Source organism: Acinetobacter sp. GW821-FHT01C12, from assembly GCF_059422625.1.
Genome location: NZ_JBWKXD010000001.1, coordinates 429,224 through 450,349, shown reverse-complemented (window position 1 = coordinate 450,349; position 21,126 = coordinate 429,224). Strand labels below are relative to the sequence as shown.

24 protein-coding genes and 4 pseudogenes are annotated in these 21,126 nt (G+C 33.5%); 15 read left to right on the top strand and 13 right to left on the bottom strand.

The genetic code is table 11. The features are described 5' to 3' along the window. Positions 1 to 8: 8 nt before the first annotated feature. The 4 genes from AC07WY_RS02155 (at position 9) to AC07WY_RS02140 (ending at position 1,885) form a co-directional block, all read left to right on the top strand. Positions 9 to 305 carry a hypothetical protein gene (locus AC07WY_RS02155; protein ID WP_488632405.1) on the top strand — a complete coding sequence of 99 codons (297 nt, stop codon included), beginning with the start codon at positions 9 to 11 and terminating at the stop codon, positions 303 to 305. Continuing rightward, positions 305 to 1,051 carry a hypothetical protein gene (locus tag AC07WY_RS02150; RefSeq protein WP_494735619.1) on the top strand — a complete coding sequence of 249 codons (747 nt, stop codon included), beginning with the start codon at positions 305 to 307 and terminating at the stop codon, positions 1,049 to 1,051. The genes AC07WY_RS02155 and AC07WY_RS02150 overlap by 1 nt, the downstream gene beginning before the upstream one ends. 61 nt (positions 1,052 to 1,112) lie before the next feature. After that, positions 1,113 to 1,448, top strand: coding sequence for a phage holin family protein (locus AC07WY_RS02145; RefSeq protein ID WP_034708947.1), 336 nt, complete (start codon positions 1,113 to 1,115; stop codon positions 1,446 to 1,448). Next, positions 1,445 to 1,885, top strand: a complete 441-nt coding sequence (locus AC07WY_RS02140) for a lysozyme (RefSeq protein ID WP_494735618.1) — start codon at positions 1,445 to 1,447, stop codon at positions 1,883 to 1,885. Before AC07WY_RS02145 ends, AC07WY_RS02140 begins: the two co-directional genes overlap by 4 nt. A 171-nt stretch (positions 1,886 to 2,056) precedes the next feature. On the opposite strand, the gene AC07WY_RS02135 is transcribed toward AC07WY_RS02140, so the two are convergent. The 4 genes and pseudogenes from AC07WY_RS02135 to AC07WY_RS02120 all read right to left on the bottom strand — a co-directional run bounded on the left by AC07WY_RS02135 (position 2,057) and on the right by AC07WY_RS02120 (position 3,863). After that, the gene (locus tag AC07WY_RS02135; RefSeq protein ID WP_494735617.1) at positions 2,057 to 2,332 is read right to left on the bottom strand and encodes a hypothetical protein; all 276 of its coding nucleotides are present in this window, start codon (positions 2,330 to 2,332) and stop codon (positions 2,057 to 2,059) included. A gap of 2 nt (positions 2,333 to 2,334) precedes the next feature. Continuing rightward, positions 2,335 to 2,748, bottom strand: a complete 414-nt coding sequence (locus AC07WY_RS02130; RefSeq protein ID WP_494735616.1) for a hypothetical protein — start codon at positions 2,746 to 2,748, stop codon at positions 2,335 to 2,337. Positions 2,749 to 2,847: 99 nt separating this feature from the next. Then, positions 2,848 to 2,991, bottom strand: a pseudogene (locus tag AC07WY_RS02125) (DNA polymerase V subunit UmuC); the annotation flags it as partial. Positions 2,992 to 3,197: 206 nt separating this feature from the next. Beyond that, positions 3,198 to 3,863: a hypothetical protein gene (locus AC07WY_RS02120; RefSeq protein ID WP_494735615.1), complete on the bottom strand. Its 666-nt coding sequence runs from the start codon at positions 3,861 to 3,863 to the stop codon at positions 3,198 to 3,200. A gap of 294 nt (positions 3,864 to 4,157) precedes the next feature. On the opposite strand from AC07WY_RS02120, the pseudogene AC07WY_RS02115 reads away from it, so the two are divergent. After that, positions 4,158 to 4,370: pseudogene (locus AC07WY_RS02115) on the top strand (hypothetical protein); the annotation flags it as partial. A gap of 68 nt (positions 4,371 to 4,438) precedes the next feature. On the opposite strand, the gene AC07WY_RS02110 reads toward AC07WY_RS02115, so the two are convergent. From AC07WY_RS02110 to AC07WY_RS02100, 3 genes are all read right to left on the bottom strand, one after another. Then, positions 4,439 to 5,593, bottom strand: a complete 1,155-nt coding sequence (locus AC07WY_RS02110; protein WP_494735614.1) for an MFS transporter — start codon at positions 5,591 to 5,593, stop codon at positions 4,439 to 4,441. A 77-nt stretch (positions 5,594 to 5,670) separates the two neighbouring features. Further along, positions 5,671 to 6,273, bottom strand: coding sequence for a TetR/AcrR family transcriptional regulator (locus tag AC07WY_RS02105; protein WP_494735613.1), 603 nt, complete (start codon positions 6,271 to 6,273; stop codon positions 5,671 to 5,673). Between the two features lie 471 nt (positions 6,274 to 6,744). After that, positions 6,745 to 7,008, bottom strand: coding sequence for a hypothetical protein (locus AC07WY_RS02100; RefSeq protein ID WP_034617890.1), 264 nt, complete (start codon positions 7,006 to 7,008; stop codon positions 6,745 to 6,747). A 362-nt stretch (positions 7,009 to 7,370) separates the two neighbouring features. On the opposite strand from AC07WY_RS02100, the pseudogene AC07WY_RS02095 reads away from it, so the two are divergent. After that, a pseudogene (locus AC07WY_RS02095) lies at positions 7,371 to 7,853 on the top strand (hemerythrin domain-containing protein). A gap of 121 nt (positions 7,854 to 7,974) precedes the next feature. Here AC07WY_RS02095 and AC07WY_RS02090 read toward each other — a convergent pair. Further along, positions 7,975 to 8,214, bottom strand: a complete 240-nt coding sequence (locus AC07WY_RS02090; RefSeq protein WP_004720127.1) for a DUF2171 domain-containing protein — start codon at positions 8,212 to 8,214, stop codon at positions 7,975 to 7,977. A 599-nt stretch (positions 8,215 to 8,813) separates the two neighbouring features. Here AC07WY_RS02090 and AC07WY_RS02085 point away from each other — a divergent pair. Then, positions 8,814 to 9,344 carry a hypothetical protein gene (locus tag AC07WY_RS02085; protein WP_004720129.1) on the top strand — a complete coding sequence of 177 codons (531 nt, stop codon included), beginning with the start codon at positions 8,814 to 8,816 and terminating at the stop codon, positions 9,342 to 9,344. A gap of 70 nt (positions 9,345 to 9,414) precedes the next feature. On the opposite strand, the gene AC07WY_RS02080 is transcribed toward AC07WY_RS02085, so the two are convergent. The 3 genes and pseudogenes from AC07WY_RS02080 to AC07WY_RS02070 form a co-directional block, all read right to left on the bottom strand. Then, entirely contained in the window at positions 9,415 to 10,710 is a 1,296-nt protein-coding gene (locus AC07WY_RS02080; RefSeq protein ID WP_494735612.1) for a Y-family DNA polymerase, read from the bottom strand. Continuing rightward, a complete protein-coding gene (locus AC07WY_RS02075) occupies positions 10,707 to 11,324 on the bottom strand; it encodes a LexA family protein (protein ID WP_494735611.1) in 618 nt (205 codons plus the stop codon). Before AC07WY_RS02075 ends, AC07WY_RS02080 begins: the two co-directional genes overlap by 4 nt. 93 nt (positions 11,325 to 11,417) lie before the next feature. Continuing rightward, positions 11,418 to 12,061, bottom strand: a pseudogene (locus AC07WY_RS02070) (SOS response-associated peptidase). Between the two features lie 537 nt (positions 12,062 to 12,598). Here AC07WY_RS02070 and AC07WY_RS02065 point away from each other — a divergent pair. The 5 genes from AC07WY_RS02065 (at position 12,599) to AC07WY_RS02045 (ending at position 14,714) form a co-directional block, all read left to right on the top strand. After that, positions 12,599 to 12,784, top strand: coding sequence for a hypothetical protein (locus tag AC07WY_RS02065; RefSeq protein WP_004720137.1), 186 nt, complete (start codon positions 12,599 to 12,601; stop codon positions 12,782 to 12,784). A 67-nt stretch (positions 12,785 to 12,851) separates the two neighbouring features. After that, positions 12,852 to 13,079: a hypothetical protein gene (locus AC07WY_RS02060; RefSeq protein WP_004720139.1), complete on the top strand. Its 228-nt coding sequence runs from the start codon at positions 12,852 to 12,854 to the stop codon at positions 13,077 to 13,079. Between the two features lie 803 nt (positions 13,080 to 13,882). Then, positions 13,883 to 14,098: a cold-shock protein gene (locus AC07WY_RS02055; RefSeq protein ID WP_494735610.1), complete on the top strand. Its 216-nt coding sequence runs from the start codon at positions 13,883 to 13,885 to the stop codon at positions 14,096 to 14,098. A gap of 110 nt (positions 14,099 to 14,208) precedes the next feature. Next, entirely contained in the window at positions 14,209 to 14,436 is a 228-nt protein-coding gene (locus AC07WY_RS02050) for a hypothetical protein (protein ID WP_494735609.1), read from the top strand. Between the two features lie 71 nt (positions 14,437 to 14,507). Continuing rightward, positions 14,508 to 14,714, top strand: a complete 207-nt coding sequence (locus AC07WY_RS02045) for a hypothetical protein (protein ID WP_004823271.1) — start codon at positions 14,508 to 14,510, stop codon at positions 14,712 to 14,714. Between the two features lie 580 nt (positions 14,715 to 15,294). On the opposite strand, the gene AC07WY_RS02040 is transcribed toward AC07WY_RS02045, so the two are convergent. Beyond that, positions 15,295 to 15,918, bottom strand: coding sequence for a TetR/AcrR family transcriptional regulator (locus tag AC07WY_RS02040; RefSeq protein ID WP_327858668.1), 624 nt, complete (start codon positions 15,916 to 15,918; stop codon positions 15,295 to 15,297). A 59-nt stretch (positions 15,919 to 15,977) separates the two neighbouring features. Between AC07WY_RS02040 and AC07WY_RS02035 the strand changes: the two genes are divergently transcribed. The 3 genes from AC07WY_RS02035 to fumC all read left to right on the top strand — a co-directional run bounded on the left by AC07WY_RS02035 (position 15,978) and on the right by fumC (position 20,028). Beyond that, complete coding sequence (locus AC07WY_RS02035; RefSeq protein WP_494735608.1) at positions 15,978 to 16,862, top strand: alpha/beta fold hydrolase; 885 nt, start codon at positions 15,978 to 15,980, stop codon at positions 16,860 to 16,862. 610 nt (positions 16,863 to 17,472) lie between these two features. After that, a complete protein-coding gene (locus AC07WY_RS02030) occupies positions 17,473 to 18,477 on the top strand; it encodes an SDR family NAD(P)-dependent oxidoreductase (protein ID WP_419334314.1) in 1,005 nt (334 codons plus the stop codon). A 156-nt stretch (positions 18,478 to 18,633) separates the two neighbouring features. Further along, complete coding sequence (gene fumC / locus AC07WY_RS02025) at positions 18,634 to 20,028, top strand: class II fumarate hydratase (protein WP_419334317.1); 1,395 nt, start codon at positions 18,634 to 18,636, stop codon at positions 20,026 to 20,028. A 167-nt stretch (positions 20,029 to 20,195) separates the two neighbouring features. Here fumC and AC07WY_RS02020 read toward each other — a convergent pair whose 3' ends face one another. Further along, a complete protein-coding gene (locus AC07WY_RS02020) occupies positions 20,196 to 21,119 on the bottom strand; it encodes a metal-dependent hydrolase (protein WP_262086014.1) in 924 nt (307 codons plus the stop codon). Between the last annotated feature and the right edge of the window lie 7 nt (positions 21,120 to 21,126).

The window sequence follows — 21,126 nt, the reverse complement described above, 5'->3', positions numbered from 1 at the left end:
GAGATGTAATGACTTACGGATTAAAATGCTGGAATGCAGCAGGACAACCGATTCAAGAGGTGACTGATCGATTAACCAGAGTTATTGGAACGGTAACTCCAGCGGCAACAGCACAAGGTAGTACAGGCACAATTAATATTTCTCTACCCGGGAATATATTTGCTTATTTGTGCCTAACAAAACCTGCCGCAGAGGATACCAATGTGCCTAATTACGCTTTTAACCGATTACTTGCTATTGATAATGCTGCACGTACCATTAGATATGAAAATATCAATAGCCCTATTGTTTATGGGGTATATTAATGGATTATGGTTTAACTATTTATAACCCTGATACAGGTAACATTGTTATTGATAACAACTATATGAATCAGGGTGTAATTGCTTCAGGTACTATTGCTAGTTTAGGTAGTTATACAATTCCTCCTTATGGGGGAAGATTGTATAAACTTACTTATCCTAGTTTTATTTTAAATCCTAGCGTAGCCATTCAGTTAGATAAAACTGTACGAGTCTCTAAAACCAACCTGAGTAATACTTCCTCTGGAATGACTTGTTACATATGGGTGAGTGGGGATCCTGGTACTCTTAAATATTATCTGTATGGCTCCAATGTGGTCGCAACATCTTCGTATGGTTTGCGAGTGTACGATGCCAATGGTCGAGTGACCTATGATTCAGGTATGCCATATTTAAAAATATTAGGTGTGGCTGCAAATAACTTAACTACGTGGACGGTTAATGGTGTTCCTGTTACAGGTGCAGGTACCAATTCTTCAACTTCTGAACAGTTTGATGGTGCAAAAAAGTTAGCCATTATGATAACAGGAGATACTAGTGATAACGTGTATGCCTCGATTCCTCCTGGTCCTACTGGAACACCTCAGACCATTCATAACATTAACATAGCGGCTTATTACATTACGTCTGATAATAGGGTGCATCAGCAGCGCTACCAATTTAGTGAAACATTAAATGATACGATGATTGACTCAACCACACGACAAGGGTACGCACCATCATTCGTACTTGACGTCACAAATTACTAAAAATCAAACATTACACGCACCCAACCGGGTGCTTTTTTATTGCCAAAAATTAGGGGGTTGTGTGGATAAAGAAACATTAAAAGAGATCGTTACAGGTCTCATTACATATGGCTGGATGATTGCTTTGGCAATGCTTGGAGGCTTGGTTGCTTTCATTCGCAGACTAAATCAGTCAAAAGAACCCAAGCCGTTGAAGGAGATATTTATGCGACTTTTCGGTGAGTTAATTATCTCTGCATTTGCAGGGATTATCACGGTCCTATTGTGTATTTACTGGGATATGCCATTGGTACTGATTGGTGTATTGGCTGGCATGGCTGGACATTTAGGTGGTAAAGCGATCGATACTTTTGTGTTGATTTGGAAAGCAGTAGTTTCGGGAGGTAAGTTGCCGTGAAAATTAGCAATACAGGAATTAATTTGATTAGAGGTTTTGAAGATCTTCGACTCAAAGCGTATGACGATGGGGTAGGTGTATGGACTATTGGTTACGGTACAACAGCAATTAATGGTGTCGCAGTTAAGAAGGGAGATACTTGCACTGCAGAACAAGCTAAGTCTTACATGGCACAAGATTTAAAGAAATTTGAATCGGCTGTAAATACATCGGTTAAAGTTCCATTAAATCAGAATCAGTTTGATGCTTTGGTATCACTGACTTACAACATTGGCATAGGTGCATTTAAAGATTCAACTCTACTTAAAAAGCTAAATGCCAAGGACTATAAAGGTGCAGCTGCTGAATTTCCTAAGTGGAAAAAGGCAGGCGGTCAAGTTTTGAATGGCCTTATAAAGCGCAGAAAAATTGAAATGGAGTTATTTTTAAAGAAGTAATTTATATGCCTAAACATATTATGATTGCAATAATCATGATGACAATGTGCATCCTTCTTTCAGGGTGCACTGCACATACGATCAATAACAATGTTCATGTTTGGATATGTATAAAAGCCTTCCAATGGAAGGCTTTTAAAATTAATAATAATGATATGACAAAATAAAAAATTAAATTTTACAACTATTCATAAAAAATCTAATTGTATAAGATAATAGGGTCTCTCTAAAGTAAAATACATTTTTCTTGGTTTCAATATTTAAATCTTTTATGTCAGCATCCCAGCAATTGTCCAATTGAAGAGATTTATCACACTCTTTCGTGTTTAAACCATTAACTTTCAACTTATTGACATCTATAGCATGAACTGCCGTAGAACATCCTTTTGATTTAAAATCATTAATAATTATATTCCCACCACCTTTGAAATATATTCCTGTACTCAAGTTTAACCTCCAATTAATCTTAATAAGCCACTTATGTAGATAGAAAGAGCAGGAGCTAAGGCACTTTTTATAGTTAACCAACTACTTAACAATGAAATTAGTTCTAATGTGTTTTTTTGTAAATTATCACGGTTAGGATGATTTATAATTTCTTGAATCTTGTTAGCGGCTTCATTCTTAAATGGTTTTTTAGAAATTGGGTTAATTGAATTATCTTCTACTTTTTCTAAATCAGCTTTTAGATTAGTAAAGTAAATTATTTCTTCTTCCAAAAGTATCCGAACATTTGATATTTCATTATCAAAAGTTTCATTCAAAACAATTGCTTTACCACTCCCTTTAACATGTATTGTACCATCTGAAATCTGATTTCTACCTCCTCCATTTACCTCTATTCCAATACTTTGATTTTTCATATGTTTACCCCATTTTAATTAAATGTTACTTAAGCTATTCACTTCATCATAATAGAGAAATTTCTAAATTAAATTCCTACTAATAAGACTATTAGTATATTAACTACTAATTGTTAATAATTCATCCCACTTAAATGGATTTTTGCTCAACTTATCCCTATTCATAGTCCAGTTACAATTAGGTACAAAGCAAGGGCCTACTCCTATCTTCTTCTTTCCAAACTTCTGATGAATACATTCCATGCCACATTTTTTGCCACAGATATTTGAAATCTAGTGATATACAATCAATCTTAAATTTTTTAACTCATTGATTTAAAACACTCTGAATATTATAAGGCTTTATTGATTATTGTGTAAGCGGGTTCAACTCCCGCGTCCCTGACTGAGACAAATAGTGTTATCAAATAATACAGACATCAAAAATGATGTCTGAAATTATTAATATTTTAAATCATTTCTGAATCTATTAAAGTTTGCCAAATTTTCTTAATAGCAAGACCTGTATTTTGGTCTACAAAAAGAGATGACCTTTTCCCGCATGGTTGGCCTAACAAGTAAGGTTCCATATCAATAAGTGAGAAACTCGCGTGTTTCAGCTTATTAATTTCAACTGCCGTATTAATTACTTTTGGCATAATTTCCGATAAAGGAAGTGTGGTTGATTTGATGGATTTTGAATGCCATATACACTTAACTATTATAGCCGTAGTATCTGAATTATATAGAGTTACAGGTGCTCTATCAGCAGTAATAGTTACACCATGAATTGGTGGAAATGCATTGACAGCATCTATTACGTCTTGTCCAAAATTAGAGGCGGCATTATATGGACAAGTGATAAATCCGTTCATGAAAAATATCGTATGATCTAACTTATTGTAGCCAGTTTCTCTGTGAGGAGTATTGTAAAACTGCCATTTAGATTTATCGACAATTAAGGGGTGCCATATTGGATATGTATCTACAACTGGTCCCAATTCGTTAATCACCTTATGAAGATAAGTACGACTTTTTTGTCTCTCTATTTCAGTAAGATCCATTAAATTTGAAAGTAAGAACCTTTCAGCTTTTTGTTTATTTTCTAATGCAATTTCATTAGCTCGAAATGCCATAAGAATAATCCTAAATTGTTTGTATAAATGCACTTTATATTAGTTTTACGCACAAAACAATAAAATCATGCGCAATATTTGAATTACATGATTAAAGCTATTCAGATTAATTATTTAATGCGACAAATATACGACAATTTGAACTTATTAAATTGATATTTAATAAAATAACTTTACGTTGACATAGTAGAGGTCTCCAGTTCGAGTATGTATATACCTACCATATATTTTTCAAAGACTTATAAGCGAATTAAAAGCTTATAACTCTTTATTATTGATTATTTGTCTAGACGTATTGCTAGTGCCAATGCTGACAGCTTGTCAAAGCAGCTCAAGATTGCAACCAGTCGCTTGCCCAGTGCTTCCAAAGAAACCATCATTGAGTACACCAATACCAACAGTGACATACTCGAAAACTGCATCACTGAATATCGAACAATGGCAGAAAAAGCTGATGGACACGCATCTGATGCAGAAAGATTGAGGGAGTCATGGCCCTCTGAGTGAGGGCTGATTCGGAAACCGGTCACTATGTTAAATGATTCATGATATTTAATGATTTTAAGAAACTTGCTTTAAGTCCAACCTTTTTGACGATTAAGAGCGTAAGGAAGAAGTGAAGCCAATGCCAATACTGCCAGTACAGCACCAATCCATAAGCCTGAACGTAAGCCGTAACCATTCGTAATTGCTAGACCTCCAATATATGAACCGCCACCTAAACCTATATTAATCACTGAGGTGTGTACTGCATTGACCATAGGACCTGGATGAGCAACACTTACAATTCTTGCCATCATTGCTGGATTCATTGGAACACCAGATAATCCAATCAAAATTATTGTGATAATTGCTACTGTTTTATATTCGGCAAATATTGCAAAAGCGAATAAGGATATACTTAATACGGTTAATCCGATAAGCATGATTTTTAGGCTGTGGTCATGTGCTAAATGACCAGTAATAGTATTTCCCACAATATTTGAAAAACCAAATGCCATTAAAATAAATGGAACTACTTGCATGCTAAATCCAGTGATATCGACCAAAACAGGAACGAAATAACTAAATGCAGCAAAGCTTGCTCCAAGAATTAAGCAACTTGTTGCACATGCTTTCCAGTAAGCTTTATTTTTAAAGGCTTTAATCTCTTCTTCCATTCTAAGTTGCCCACTGCTTTTCACTTCAGGTAAAAGACGTAATAGAGCAATCAAACAAATGAATACCAATACTGCTACTAAACCAAAAGTAACACGCCAGCCCCATTGTTGGTCAATCATAGTCGCAAGCGGGACTCCAAACACATTGGAAATCATAAAACCTCCAATAACAATGGCTGCTGCTCGTGGGCGATTATGATTAGGAACCATAGCCATACTTGTGGCAAGTGAAAGACTCAAACAACCTGCACATAAGACGCCAGTGATAAAACGGATTGCAATCAAAATAGTATGGCTAGATATAAATGCACTTAGGCCTTGGATTACTACATAGAGTGCAAACAGAATAAGTAAGACTTTACGATATTGAACTTTATATTTGAGGAAGAAGAAAGTGAGTACAGGTCCACCTAACATGACACCAAAGGCATAATATGAAATTAAATGTCCAACCTCACCTACACTGATTCCAAAGGCTTGGGACAAAGTGGCGGTCATACCAGCGACCATCAATTCTGCTGTACCAATTGAAAAAATCGCTAGACCTAATATATATACTGCTAATGGCATTTTTTGAATAAATTCCTATTTCTTGAACGTTCATTACAAAATGAAAGGGTTTAGTTTCTTTAACACGAAGTATGTGATTACAAATTAGCTAAGAGACCATTAACTACATCTTTCAGAAAGCTTTTATCTGAAATATTTTTGTTCAGTACACGTAAACCGTAGTAGCCAGCTAAAAATCCTCGAGCCATTTCAAGGGCAGAGGCTTTCGTAGTGAATTCCCCATTGGCTTGTCCTTCGACAAATACTTTGAGGAGAGAGCTTTCTAGGCGCTGTCTATATTCTAGATTCAGGCTGGAGACAACCGGATCTTTATCACCCATTTCTAAAGCAGAGAATAAGACCATGGCTTCATGCTGTTCTGATTGTGAAAGATCCTCAGCAATGCCCCAAAGTAAAAGGGATCGTAATCTTTCTTTGAACAGCCCTGACTGTGTGAGAATGGATAATTGAGCCGCCATGGTTTGTTCATGGCTACGTAACAAAGCTTGTTCATATAAAGCTTGTTTGCTACCAAAGGCGTTATATAAACTTCCGCGCCCTAATCCAGTAACATCACATAAATTCTGTGCAGAAGTACCTGCATAGCCATTGCTACTAAATACGGTTATAGCTGCATCAATGATTTCTTTATCTTCAAACTGTCTTGGACGGCCTGGATAATTTGATTTGTCATCACTCATGGATGAACCTGAGTGGGAGTGAACTTATGAGGGATACTAGGTATTATGGAACGAATTGTCAAATATTAAATTAAATATTAAAAATAATAGCCTACTTATAGATTCTTTCTAATTGTAAAAAACTAGAGGTATTGCTTGATACAATCGATGACTTAAGCATTCACCAATATCAGAAAAAATTTGCTCTAAACTCTTAAACTGGAATCAGGGCAGGGCAAAGAAATCACGCTATGGATTATTAATGCAGTTGCTAAATACAATGAGTGCATTGCTTTGAATGGTGCGAAGAATAAGATTGTTAAATAGAGCTTTATTATTATGAATAATTTCAGAATGAAAAATAAAAATAATTCAAAAAAATGTAATGAGAATTTCGCAAAACAATTATAAAACTTTCGTACACTGTATATAAAATTCATTTTTTTAAAGAGTGGTAGAACTGAACTCACCACTCTGTGAAATGATTTATACTTAAGGACGGATTGGATTTTTTTCAATACCTTGATCTGTTATACCATTTGTAGAAACAATAATTTGACTTTTACTAGATACACAGTATGCAGTAACATTCCCACCTTTCTGTATTAACATAATAAAAGGCTTTTCTGCTGATCTATCCCAGTTTTCACTTTTACCAGGAGCAATCGAGAAATATCCTGTATCACCATCATTTCCCCACTGATTAACACAAGCAGAGATTGATTCATTTGTATTGTTTGTAACCTTGATACCCATATTAGAATCCTTTTAATTAGTTGTGATAGATTTTAACTATCGGTATAAAATATAGGCATAATTGAAGGCTTAGCATATACCTGAAATCAGGTAAAAAAACCCACACAAGGTGGGCAATGCTGGACATCATTTCTAGTTATAGACCATTCTCTCCAATGGTCAAAATAATTATACATTCTTTAATTTTGAATAAAAACGCAGCGAAATGGTTGGGTTAAATGCTAAGAATCTTTAAATTTCATAGATTGTGTAATATAAAGGGTAATTACAATTAAAATAATATTGAAACAAGAATTCAATAATAAATACTAGTCTATCCTATAAGATTGAATACTAAATAAATTTTTCGATAGGATGAAAGTATGAGCCATAGTAAGCAACTCACCATATTTGATGTCTTAAAATTTAGTCATGAAAAGCAAAGAGAATTATCTGATAAGTTAATTGAAACTACTGGCAATTCAGAAGAAAGAAAGCGTTATTTCTCATTGTTGAAAAATGAATTATTTGCACATGCTGTGGCTGAAGACAGGTATTTTTACATACCTCTTATGATGACAGATGCAGGTTTGAATATTACAAGGCATGCTCTGTCTGAGCATCACGAAATAGATGAGTTACTTGAGCAACTTACTGAAAAATAACTCAATAATCCGAGTTGGTTACGTATAGCAAATCAGTTACATAAGCTTGTACATCATCATTTAGATGAAGAAGAGCATAAATTTTTCCAACAATCTGGCAAAATTTTAAAAGATGATGAAAAACTAAGCTTAGCTAAAAAGTATCAACATGAATATGATAAATATATTGATAAAGACAAAACGAGTTTAGTTCATCAATGATTTAAACTTTTTTAAATTTAGTTAGATAGATAAGACAGATTTGAAAATTGATCATTTGATGACAGGAATGCCAATCAAATTGATTGGCATTCTTGAAATAGCAAATTAATTTAGGTAAAAGCTATAATGTTTGCCACTCATTTCTTGCTTCTTCTGAATTTTTATTCAAAATTACGTTTCCATCTTTAATTTCACTCACCCAACTTAATGGAATCAGATGATGTTCATTATGTTCATCATCACTTCGAGTCAATTTAATTGAATCTTGTCCCTCAAGATGATCGACCTTACCGATCTGTGTACCACATGAAGCAATTACTGAAGCATGTTCTTTAATATCGTTTACATTAACGTTACTCATAATGTTTGCTCATCTATTGTTCAAGTTGAAATATCAGTCTAAGACATTTAAAAATTAGTGATGTAAGTATTTTTAAGCTTTAAGTTTTGTTGAGTTATTAATGTAATATTTATAGACTTATTTAATTTATAAATGTATTTTTTGAATCAATACATAAAATTAATAATAATGTGACTCTGTTCTCAATTGATTAATATTTTCATGTTTGATTCATTTATTTTTTGTGAATTAATTATAATTTTAAAACTTTATTGAGATTCTGTTTGTTTTTTGATTTATTCTTTGTTTTAATGTTTATTTTAAATTTATTTATATAAGTTGATGTTTTTTAGTAAATTATTCTTTAATTGTTAATCGTGATTTTTTAATGTGTTCTATTGTAATTTAATGTTTTTTATTTAGAAAATTTCTAAAACGGAAATACTCAATAGGGCTGGGGTTTTGAGCTGAGTTTATTTTAATTTAGTTAATTTTATTTTGTACAAACCCTTCTTGAAACTATAACAAATAGTAATATTAAATAAAAATATTTAATCTAGGATGATTATCGTTGATTGATTAATTGAATTAATAACTTTTATCAAAATAGAGGATTAAATATGTCAAATTCTAATATAGATAACGAAGTAGTTAAGAATCTCAGTAAAGAACAACGTGACCAATTGAATGCCGATCCAATTTCCGGCGAGCCAGGAGCACACCCAATTGGGACAGGTGTTGGAGCCGCAGGCGGTGCAGTAAGTGGTGCAGCTATTGGAGCTGTTGGCGGACCTGTAGGTGCTGCAGTCGGTGGAGTAGTAGGTGCAGTTGTTGGAGGATTAGCTGGAAAAAGCATTTCTGAAGCTGTAAATCCAACTGATGAAGATGTTTATTGGCGTGAAACTTACAACACTCGCCCTTATTATAAAGACACGATTAACTTATATGATAATGTAGATTACGATCGTGATTATCGTGATGCTTATCAGCTAGGGTACACTTCTAGAAGCAATTACCCTTATGAAACAAAGTTTGAAGAAGTTGAAGCAGATCTTAAGCTGCAATGGGAAAAAACCAAAAGAGAGTCTCGTTTAAAATGGGAAGAAGCAAAGCATGCAGTAAAAGATGCTTGGGATCGAGTAACTCGTTAACAGATTCTCAAAAAAATAGCCCTTCAATGTAAGGGCTATTTTTGTTGCTGTATATTTTATATCTTTAAATTTATTTAACTTTAATTAATCCATTTTTAGTGAAATAGTTTTTGGAAAGCATATCTCGACTCATTGACCACTTTCGATCTTTAAAGTAGCAGGGTCCTACAGAGATCTTGGCTTTGCCGAATTTCGTTTGAATATCTTCATAAGCCTGCATCAAGCTTTCATTCTGGATTCTTGTCTCATGGTCTGAAAGCAGGTCGGGAATATGATTTGATTTTTGAATTAGCTCTGAATAAAACACACCACATTTCTTATATTTGATGTCTGGTTTATAAATTCTTTCCAATAGTAAATAAGCAACTTCAACAAGATCAAGAACACAATCAGTTGGTTCAGCGAATTTATAAGTCTGTGCTTTGCTGTAATAGGGCATTGATGCATCAAATGGATTCGATTGAACAAAAGCTGTAATCACCCCACACAATAATTTTTCTTTTCTCAAACGGCCAACTGCATCTTGCACATACTTCGACATTGCTTCTTTTAAGTCCTGCAGCTCAGTGATTTTCACACCAAATGAACGACTAGCCACAATTTGCTGTTTAGGCTTTGGCTGATCATCGATTGGCATACATGAAATGCCTTGCAGTTCTAATACTGTTCTCTGCATGCAGACAGTGAACATTTTCCCCATTATGGGTGGATTAGTTTTCGAAAGATGTAAAACAGTTTTAATCCCCATATCATTGAGCTTTTTATTCTGCTTTCTCCCTACACCCCAAACTTCGCCCACCTCAACCAGCGACCAAAAATAGTCACGATGTTTTGGGTCCATATTTGCTAAATCACAAACTCCATTAAACCGCTTTCCTTTCTTGGCCATGTGATTCGCGATTTTTGCTTCAGTCTTTGACCTTCCTATACCAATAGAAACCGGCAATCCGATCCATTCCTGAATTCGAGAGCGCATTCCCTGGCAATACTCCACAAGATCATAGTTATTCTTAAAGCTTGTCAGATCTAGAAAACATTCATCTATGCTGTAAATCTCTTGTTCATGTGGTGCGACATAACCTGCAAGTATCGAATGAAATCTACGTGACATTTCAGCATATATCGCATAGTTGCTTGAAAGCACTTGAACATGATTCTTTTGAACTACGTCCTTAATTTGGAATAATGGAACTCCCATTTTAATTCCCATTGCCTTTGCTTCATTACTACGGGCAACTGCACAACCATCATTGTTTGAGACTACGATGACTGGAACATTATTCAACTTGGGATTAAAAAACCGTTCACACGAGACATAGCAATTATTGATATCAATAAGTGCAAATATCTTTTCTTCATGTTTCATTTAAAGTTCTTAATAACTTTAGTGACAACACCCCAAATTACTAATTCTTGCTCATTGCGGGGGAGAATTGGTTTGTATTCGATGTTTTCAGGTTTGAGCCAAACAGCTGGTAAATTTCTAAGATCATTTTCATTATGAAAAATATTAAACAATTCATCATGAGACATTCGCTGTGTAATCATCATTCTTTTTACAGTGAAATCATTATCAATGAATGCGATAACAATGTCTTGATGCTGTGAGCGTATGCTTCTATCAACGATCAAATAGTCATTTATATCTATGCCTACGTCTTTCATTGAAAGCGATTCAACTTGAACAATGAATGTAGCTTCCTTGTTTGAGATAAGTAGATCATTCATATCAACAGTTTTATCAATATAATCTTCTGCGGGTGATGGAAAACCTGCAGCAATTTTGTTTAAAACTAAGGGGATTGAGGCTTTAGTTATTGCTTGAAATGACAAGATTTTAGAGATGTCAGAAATTTGACGAGACTTTGAAGAATATTTTTTTATATCAATTACTTTAGAACCGTTCAAGTGATCTAGATTTGCATCTTTAAGCCTTTGAAGTTTAGCTTTTGAGAAGCTTGAATTTGATTTAATATTCATAAAAAATATCACTTGAATAAGTTACGCATTCAAGATTTTAGATTGTATGGTTTTAAATTTCAAATTTAAAAGCTGTGGATAATCAGTCTTAACTTAAAAAAGGTCACTTTGTTTTGTTGCTTCAGATGAATGGTCACGCGGAAAAGTGACAAACTCATCACGCATTTCAAAGAAATATTCATGTGCGTTTTCACGATCCACGTTTAGCCAATCGTTCCTATATTCTTGTGGTATGACTATGATCGATCTTTTTTCATCATTTGGTGCGTGAAATTGCTTCATGAAAGGATGGTTGTCAGAATTGATTGTAAGCATTGAAAATGATCTTATTCTTTTTCCATCAATTACTGCATCATCATAGATTGCAGCAACGGTGAATGGTTGGCCATCCTCACGTTTAATTCCGTACCAATGGCTTTTACCGTCGATGTACTTGGGTTCATAGAATTCTTGCACTGGCACAAGGCAAAACTTACTATAAATCCATGCATGTCGAAAGCTAGGCTTTTCAGCTACAGTTTCAGTTCTTGCATTGTAGGTATGTGCCCCAAACTTTGTATCTTTAGCCCATTTGGGAATTAATCCAAATTTCCCAAAATCCAGATCAAACTCTTTCACAATAATGGGAGCAGGGTATAGTGGATAAACGTGTGACTTTAAATCATGATCCGATGCATTAAATTCTATTCCTAATTGAACAAATGCTGTTTTTTTGGAATTTTATAGTTTGAGCACATGGATAAAATCCTTAATGAATGGATATAACTAAATTACCGAAAGCTTGAACAGTCAACAGTACTAAATATTTAACTAATCATAATTAAATGCAATATATTCAATACTACATGCTTGCCTATTTTTTAAATAGGCTAAATTTTCGGTCTGTGTTTAATAGAAGTAAAGTTTAAACTTAAGCTATTTAATAGCACTTTTCGATGAACTTAAAAATAACGTTTATGTGTATAATATTTTATTGTTATGAAATAATGAATTTTTCATTTTAAAATTAATAGTTTATTGATGTTTTTGTATAAGGGGTTTCTTATTTGGCTAAAGATTTAAATATTACAAGGTTGTTGGTATATTTTTCTTGTAGCTACTTATCTTATATTAATATAAGTGAATATTAAAATATTAATTTTATATAAAACAATATTGTTGGGATTTTTAAAAATTTAAATATATGCCGATACATATAAGTTGTATCTATTATTTAAATAAGGGTACATGCTGATCTTGTCATTAATGTTAATGACAAAAAAAGGATAATTATTATGTCTAATTCTACAAATCAACCAGGTTCAGATCAAAATAACCAAACATCTAAGCAACCTGATAGCGATAAAGGTAATCAATCTCAAAAACAGCAACAAGGTAATCAAGATCAGCAAAATGCTGGTGTTAAACCTAAACAAGATAATAATGCAAAAGAGCATCAACAAGCTCCCAACTCAAAATGATATTTTTAAAAGCATGATCTTGTAATCAAAGGGGTTTATACCCCTTTGATTCATAAGGAGTTATAAAATGAGCATGAAAAAAGTTACAGTACATAAAATGTTTGAAGAGTTTCATCAATATCCTATCGTCCAATACATAGGGGAATATGATGAGCGATCTAACTTGATTAATGTATATAATTCATTCAATCAAAAGTTGAGCCGAATCTTTGGTACTTATCAATGGGCTCAAATTGGAACAGATGACATTTTCTTCATTGAGGAAGATCCAATGTATAGAAGTTTTTTGGACTGAAGCTAAATTTTTTAAAGGAGATAATTATGAGAATTAGTGTATTCCCAAGATTAAGAAATCAATCGTTCAATGACTTTTTGTTGGCTGACATTAAACAAAATAAGAATGATTATTTACACCGAATTAGATATGAAAAGTTTGATTATCAATTTATGAATACTGATGAAATTAGAAAAGAGTATTGTAGAAATTATATAACTTTAAAGAATTAAGGATTACATATTTAAAAAATTGTTTTTAAGGCTTGAATTGATAACATATGTAAGATTTTTATAATTATAAAACAGTTTATTACCGTTAATAAAGTATCAGAAAAATCATTATGAATTACATTGGTTGTCAGAATTGATATAAATAAGACCAAAATTAAAACATAGAAATTTCTATTAATATATTGATTTGTAATAAAGAACTCATTTTGGAAATGTTATATTATAATATTTTCTGCTTAAATTTATATCTAGGAATGTTATTAAATGAAATGAATTATTTCTCAAAATCAAAAAATAGATGTAAGGTCAAGTTTATTAATGAGTTTTAAGATTAATTTTTCTTGTAAATTAGAATTTATAAGTGATTTTTATAAATAAAATAAATATATATATAAGAAAACTTGATTAATTTAATTTTAGGTATACAATGAACATAACTAGAAAAAATCATGTTTGGTAAATCTTCTCTAAGTACCGCAGTATTAGTCATAATCCTTCGTTTTTTTCAGATTTTAAGCTCCATTCTTTATTATTTCGATGTTACAGATAGTCAATCAATTGGCTAAAATTTTTAAAAAAATAGGATTTATTATGTCTAATTCAAATATTGTGAAAGGTACTGTTAAGTGGTTTAACGAAGCTAAAGGTTTCGGTTTTATCCAACCAGAATCAGGTCCAGATGTTTTTGCTCATTTTAGCGAAATCGCTAGCTCAGGTTTCAAAACCCTTGCTGAAGGTCAACCTGTTAAATTCAGTATTGCACAAGGTCAAAAAGGACCAAATGCTGTAAATATTATTGCTGTATAAGCAACAATAAGCAGTACTAAATAAAAGCACTAATTAGTGCTTTTTATTTTCTCTTAAAATTATTATTAGTAATTTTATGAATGTCGATAAGATTAAATTTAGGATGTAAATTGTTAAAAATAAATGATTTAATTGCAAAATCTAAAAATGGTACAGAAATTCTTGTGTCTTTAATTCCTCTAAATAAAATACAAAGTACATGTGAAGGTTTTAAAACAGTTGAAGTTGGTAAAAGAGTTCTGCTTTCCTCTGGAATCGAAGTTGATTTAAATTTAGATGGACGTACCTTCTATGCGTCTATAAATCAACTATTTAAATTAAATGATAGAGTTATTTAAATAAAACTCAATAGTTTTTGGATACTTAGGTAGATCCATTATTTCTACCATAATTTTATTAGGATATCGCAATGCTTAAACAAAATATCAGTGTTAAAGATCAGTTTGGAATTAAATATCTCATTCAAGCAACAGTAGATAATTATTTTGCGAATACTCAATGTTTTTCAAATTTAAAATACATAACAGTTGAAGGTGAAGACATACGACCTAGCTTTGAAATGTTTTTTCAAAGTACATTAAGTGGTAAAATTTTTAAGATTGATAAAATTTCTTAAAGATTATTAAACCTTTACAGATGAATTCTGTTAAGTCATTACAGATATTTTCTTTAAGAAATAATCTAACATTAAGTCTGGTAACAGGCTTTTTTTTAATGGGTTGTTAATACTTTCGCTAAATAAAGTGAGTGTCGTGTTTTGAATGATGCGAAGAATAAGGCTCTTAAGTAAGGGCTTTATTCTTAGGAATAATTTTGGAATAAAAAACAATCAAAAATGAAAAATCAGAGTGTATTTAAATATGTTTTAAACTATTAAATACATGACTTGATGTAATGACAATTTCGCTAAAACAATAATAAAACTTTCGTATAAAGTTGCAAACAGCCATTTGCCCAATGCATCCAAAGAAACCATCGTTGAATACACCGTTGCCTACAGTGATCTACTCGAAAAGTGCATCACAGAATATTGAACAATGGCAAAAGAAGCTGATGGACACGCTGCTGATGCAGAAAAATTGATTGAGGCGTGGCGTAAAATAACACATAGCTTGTCATTAGCATGATAATTAAATACTCTGCCTCAGCCTATCTCATTATGAGTGTAATACGACTCAACCTTTGTCATTTCCCGTTCAATTCATATGTAACATATTTGCTAAGAGTATATTTAAACCTAACTCAAAAATTTTATCTTGATCTTTTTCTGTCCAGTATGATTTAGCTTCATCCAATAAAGGATATTCGTCTAATTTTAGGTTATGATTTGCAAGCTGATATCCTTTCGCTTCATCAATTCCCATTCCAATTAAGAAGTAATTTAAAATTCTTAGAAAGTAACTAGCATCTTTTACCGGTAGTTTTGCATTTTTAAAAATTAATAAAATACTATTCATAAAGTTATATCCAATCTTTGTATCTAATGGATGTACAGCTAAGATCGGAAAAAATTTTGGATATTCCTTAGCTAATGCTCTCCATTGTTTTGCTATATGAATTAATTGTTCTTTTGGATCTTCTATTAGGTCTTGAAACATAATTTTTGAAATTAAAAAATCGACAATTTGATCAAGAATTTGTTCTTTATTCTTCATATGATAGTAAATGCTCATCGCTTCACAACTTAGCTTTTGAGCAAGTTTACGCAAACTGAAACCATCAATTCCCAGTTCTTCAATCATCCCTAAAGCAGTTTGAATGATCAAATCTTTGGACAAATTTACTTTTGATTTTTTCTGATTCTGAGTTTGATTTGACATATAAGTGGTTCCCATATAATCTACCTTACAGTGTAAGTCTAACAGAAAAAGGAAAATTAATGAACCACACATTAAAGACTTGGGAGCAACAAGGAAATTACTCAGCTTTTAAGAATTATAAAATTTTCTATAAGTTTTCACCTAAACCAGATAGCCAAACCATTTTCTTCATTCATGGCTATCCCACGAGTTCATTTGATTGGGCAAAAATCTGGGATACTTTAAAAGATGATTACCAATTACTTGCTATAGATTTACTTGGGTTAGGATTTTCAGATAAACCCAATAGATATGTATATTCTGTCCAAGATCATGCGGATCAATGTATTTCTTTGCTTGAAGAATTACAGATACAGAATATTCATTTGATAGGACATGATTTAGGCGTTGGTATTATTCAGGAATTACTCGACAGGCAACAGAAGAAGCTTTTATCATTTCAGATTAAATCATCTGTTTTTATGAATGGTAGTTTATTTCCTGAAGTTTATCGTCCTCGCCTTATCCAAAAACTTATGGCTTCTTTTGTTGGGCATATCATTACAAACTTTTTATCTTTTCGTGTTTTCTCAAAAAACATGAAAAATATGTTTGATCAAAAGACTCAGCCAAGCCATCTAGATTTACAACAATGGTATCAAATATTAAATATCAATGAGGGAAAGAAAAGTTTAGTTCAATTGAATCGTGCAATTTTTGAAAGATTTAAACATCGAGATAGATTGGTAGGTGCCTTGATCAACAGTCAAATTCCTATGCTACTCATCAATGGAAAAAATGATCCTAATTCTGGTGAACATATGGCACAACGATATAAAGAAATTATTCCTAATCCACATGTGATTGAACTTGAAGATTGTGGACACTGGACGCCTTGGGAACAGCCAAACAGAGTGGGAAAAGAAATAAAAACTTTTTTGTCTTCATTTTTTATCACTAAATAATTTTTTAGTTCCTTGCATACGATTAACAATCTAAAAGTTGTCGTGTTGACTATTGAAGCTCTTTAATTTTTCTAAAATTAATATAATGCACTCTAAGAAAATCTTTTAAGAGCGATCGGAGAATACTTAAAAAAGCCCACTCATGTCGAATGGGCTTTTTCTATGATAAATTATGCGACACAATGACAACTTATGTGTCGCGTAACGCGTAGCCTTGAAAATAACTATACAAATGACGCTATGTGCAAAATATTACTTTGTACAAACTTTTTTGATTTAATAAGTAATTGTTTTTATGGGTATTTGTGATTAGAATTAAATGGCGGAATATTACAAAAATTACACCAGTGGATTATGGCTATTTTTCTAATAGAAAAGGGTAAATTGTAAAAGTGAATGAAATGTGGATTTTCTATTTCTAACCATAACTGAACTGCAACACACACTATATTTGTAAGACGGTAAGATTTAATTAATGATCTTGTAGGTTAATAAGCCAAGGATATTTAAGTTGGTTTTAGTTTTTCTGGCTTGTGGATAAGTTGATGAACGCACCAAATAAACACCGATATGATGCAAGTAATTGATTTTTAAAAGGAGTATCTATACAATGATTTTAGTGACTGGTGGTTTAGGCTTTATAGGCTCGCATGTGGTTTTAAGTTTGCTAGCTCAAGGGCAAGCGGTCGTCATTGTGGATAATCTAGCCAATGCCAATCTGCAATGCTTAGAGCGCTTAGAATTTATTACAGGAATGTATATTCCTTTTGTCAAAATTGATATTCGTAATACTCCCGCTTTAAATAAAGTATTTGAACAATATTCCATAGATACCGTTGTGCATTGTGCGGGTTTTAAGTCCATTGAAGAGTCAAACCTAAAACCACTTGAATATTATAATGACAATCTCAGTTGTATTATGAGTTTATTACGTGCGATGCAGCGTACCGGTGTCAGAAATTTGGTACATCTTTCTAGTCTTATGGTTTATGCGCAATCGAGTTTAGAGCTGAATGAACAAACCGCATTTAATTATAGTTATCCCAATCCTTATATAAAATCTCAGCAAATGATTGAAGAAATCATTAAAGACACCTTTAAAACTGATGAAGAATGGAAAATTGCCATTTTAAGGGTTTCAAATGTTGTCGGGGCATTTGAGCATGGTATCTTGGGTGAATTTGTTGCACCACTACCTAAAAATGTTGTCCCTTTGGCTTTACAAGTTGCAGCTCAACAACGTGATCTAATTGAAGTACAACGTAATTCTGAGACTGAGGATAAAACGACTGAGCGTAGCTTTGTGCATGTACTTGATGTATGTGAAGCAATTAAATCAACTATTCTTTGGCTACATGAGCAGGGTAATGTTTATCAAAGTTTTGATATTGCAGGTCCTGTCAGTTCGATACAGAATTTGATCCACTTGATCGAAGAGGTTACGGCGAGTCAAATCCATCAAATTGATGCGGTGTATAAATTAGATGAATTGGATCAGGTTGCATCTACCAGCCAAAAAGCTTTTGAGGTTTTAAAATGGAAAGCACAACGCTCGCTTAAACAAATGATTGAAGATGAATGGCGTTTTTATCAAAATACCTTAAACAATCGATAAAAATCCAAAATAGATGATTATTGTAAATAATTATCATTTACATGTTTGGTTGATTTGTTTAGCATAATCGCTTCGCTGAAGCTGGTGTTTTTACGCACATGTTGTCAAAACAAGCTTTAACTTGAAAATAAGATATGGATAAAGAAGAGGTTGAAAATGCAAACACGTATTGAACATGACACAATGGGCGATGTTGAAGTCCCAAGCGAAGCAATGTGGGGCGCACAAACTCAGCGAAGCGTAGAAAACTTTAAAATTGGTACAGAACATATGCCACGCCCGATGATTCGAGCGATGGGGCTGGTCAAAAAGGCAGCGGCAATAACCAATGCCAGCTTAAACCAAATTCCGCATGATCTGTCACAGTATATTGTCGATGCTGCCGATGAAGTAATTTCAGGCAAATGGGATTCACAATTTCCTTTGGTGGTTTGGCAAACAGGTTCAGGTACGCAAAGTAATATGAACTGTAATGAAGTCATCGCCAATATCGCCAATCAAAAATTAGGTAATCCATTAGGTTCGCAAAAACCAGTGCATCCGAATGATCATGTCAATCGTGCGCAATCTACCAATGATTCATTTCCAACAGCGATTCATGTGGCTGCTGCGGTACAAATCAATGAGTTGCTTATTCCAGCAGTAAAACGCTTACGAGACACTTTACATCGCAAATCTGAAGCGTTTGACGATATTGTTAAGATTGGCCGTACTCATTTACAGGATGCAACACCACTTACATTAGGTCAGGAATTCAGTGGCTATGTTTCACAGCTGGATCATGGACTAAAACGTTTACAACAGGCTTTGGTGTGGCTATATGAGTTACCACTTGGTGGAACCGCTGTTGGTACAGGTTTAAATGCGCATCCTGAATATGCAGACAAAGCAGCGGAAGAATTAGCCAAACTGACGGGTTTACCATTTGTCAGTAATCCCAATAAGTTTGAAGCACTTGCTGGTCGTGATGCTGCTGTATTTGCTTCAGGCTCATTGAAAACCTTAGCTGCGAGTTTAAATAAAATTGCCAATGATATACGTTGGTTAGCAAGTGGACCACGTTGTGGTTTGGGCGAGTTGCGTATTCCTGAGAATGAACCAGGTTCAAGCATTATGCCTGGTAAAGTCAACCCAACCCAATGTGAAGCAATGACCATGGTGGTTGCGCAAGTGATGGGGAATGACACCACGATTAACTTTGCAGGTGCAGCGGGGAATTTTGAACTGAATGTTTATATGCCTGTGATTGCATATAATCTTGTTCAGTCGATTCAATTGCTTGGCGATGCATGTAACAGCTTCGACGAACACTGTGCTGTAGGTATTGAGCCAAATCGTGAAAAAATTGATTACTTCTTACATAATTCATTGATGCTGGTAACAGCACTGAATCCTGTGATTGGTTATGAAAATGCTGCTAAAGTTGCTAAAACGGCTTATAAAGAAGATAAGACTTTAAAAGAAGTCGCGATAGAACTTGGCTTTGTCACGGCTGAACAGTTTGATGAAGTGGTACAACCTGAAAAAATGGTACGTCCAAACGCGAAATAATCAAAAGCTGTAAGCGACTATACTTTTGTTGATTTATTGAGAAAGCATCAGTCGTTTAAAAAAGCACCTTAAGGTGCTTTTTTATTTTGAATTTGGAGGAGTTATAGGACTCGCATTAACCATGTTTCTTCCGAGCTTTATGGTCACTTTTATTATGTGATGACCCTCTAATTGAGCGCCGTTTTCTCAAAATACTGAACAGCAGGTGAACGTGACATATAGGCTAAAGCCTGCTCAGTATCGCCTTCATGAATTGGGTTAAACTTTGGAGAGGTCCAACGTAGAGTGGCTTTCCATAAGTATTTAATGGTCGGTAGGTGATCTGTTTTGGTTGCAGTTTTTTCAAACTCTCGAATAAAAGCAAAGAATCCACGGCGCATTAATTTTTGGATTTGTTGATGTTCAGTATCTTGTTGGCCCAGACTACGAGCAAAATCAACGAGGAAGTAAATAAAAAGCGGAAAAATTCCCATCATAATGATTTGTCTGGAAACATAAAAACCTAGCTTTTGTTGTAATAAATGCTCAAACAAATCATAAGCGACACAACGATGTTCAACTTCTTCCGCAAGATGCCAGCGGAATAAATCAGCCATAGCTGGATCTGCTTTATCCCAAGATTTGCTATCAAGTGTCCATTGCCCAATTGTACCTGTAAAGTGCTCGATCGCTGCAATAACACCTACACGAAAGATTAACCAATATTCGTCAAATTTTTTTCCTTTTAAAAAAGGAATTCCTAATGGTTTGTCACCTAATAAAATGTTGAAAACAAGATGGGCACGATTTAATGGTTCTTGTATGTCATAGCCATTTTCTCTTAAAAAGTCTTGTACTTTTTCATGTGCGCGTGCATGTGCAGCTTCTTGACGGACAAAGCCAATAACGTCTTGTTTTAATTTTTCATCGCTAATATGTGGAAGGGTTTTATTAAATACTCGACAGAACCAAAACTCGCCCGCAGGCAAAAGCATATTGATACCATTGGCGATATGTGAACAGAGTGGATCATCTGGCATCCAACATACAGAAGACTCAGAAAAATCGAAATATACTTTTCTTGCTTTAATTTGATGACTTTCCGTGATCATTGTGGTT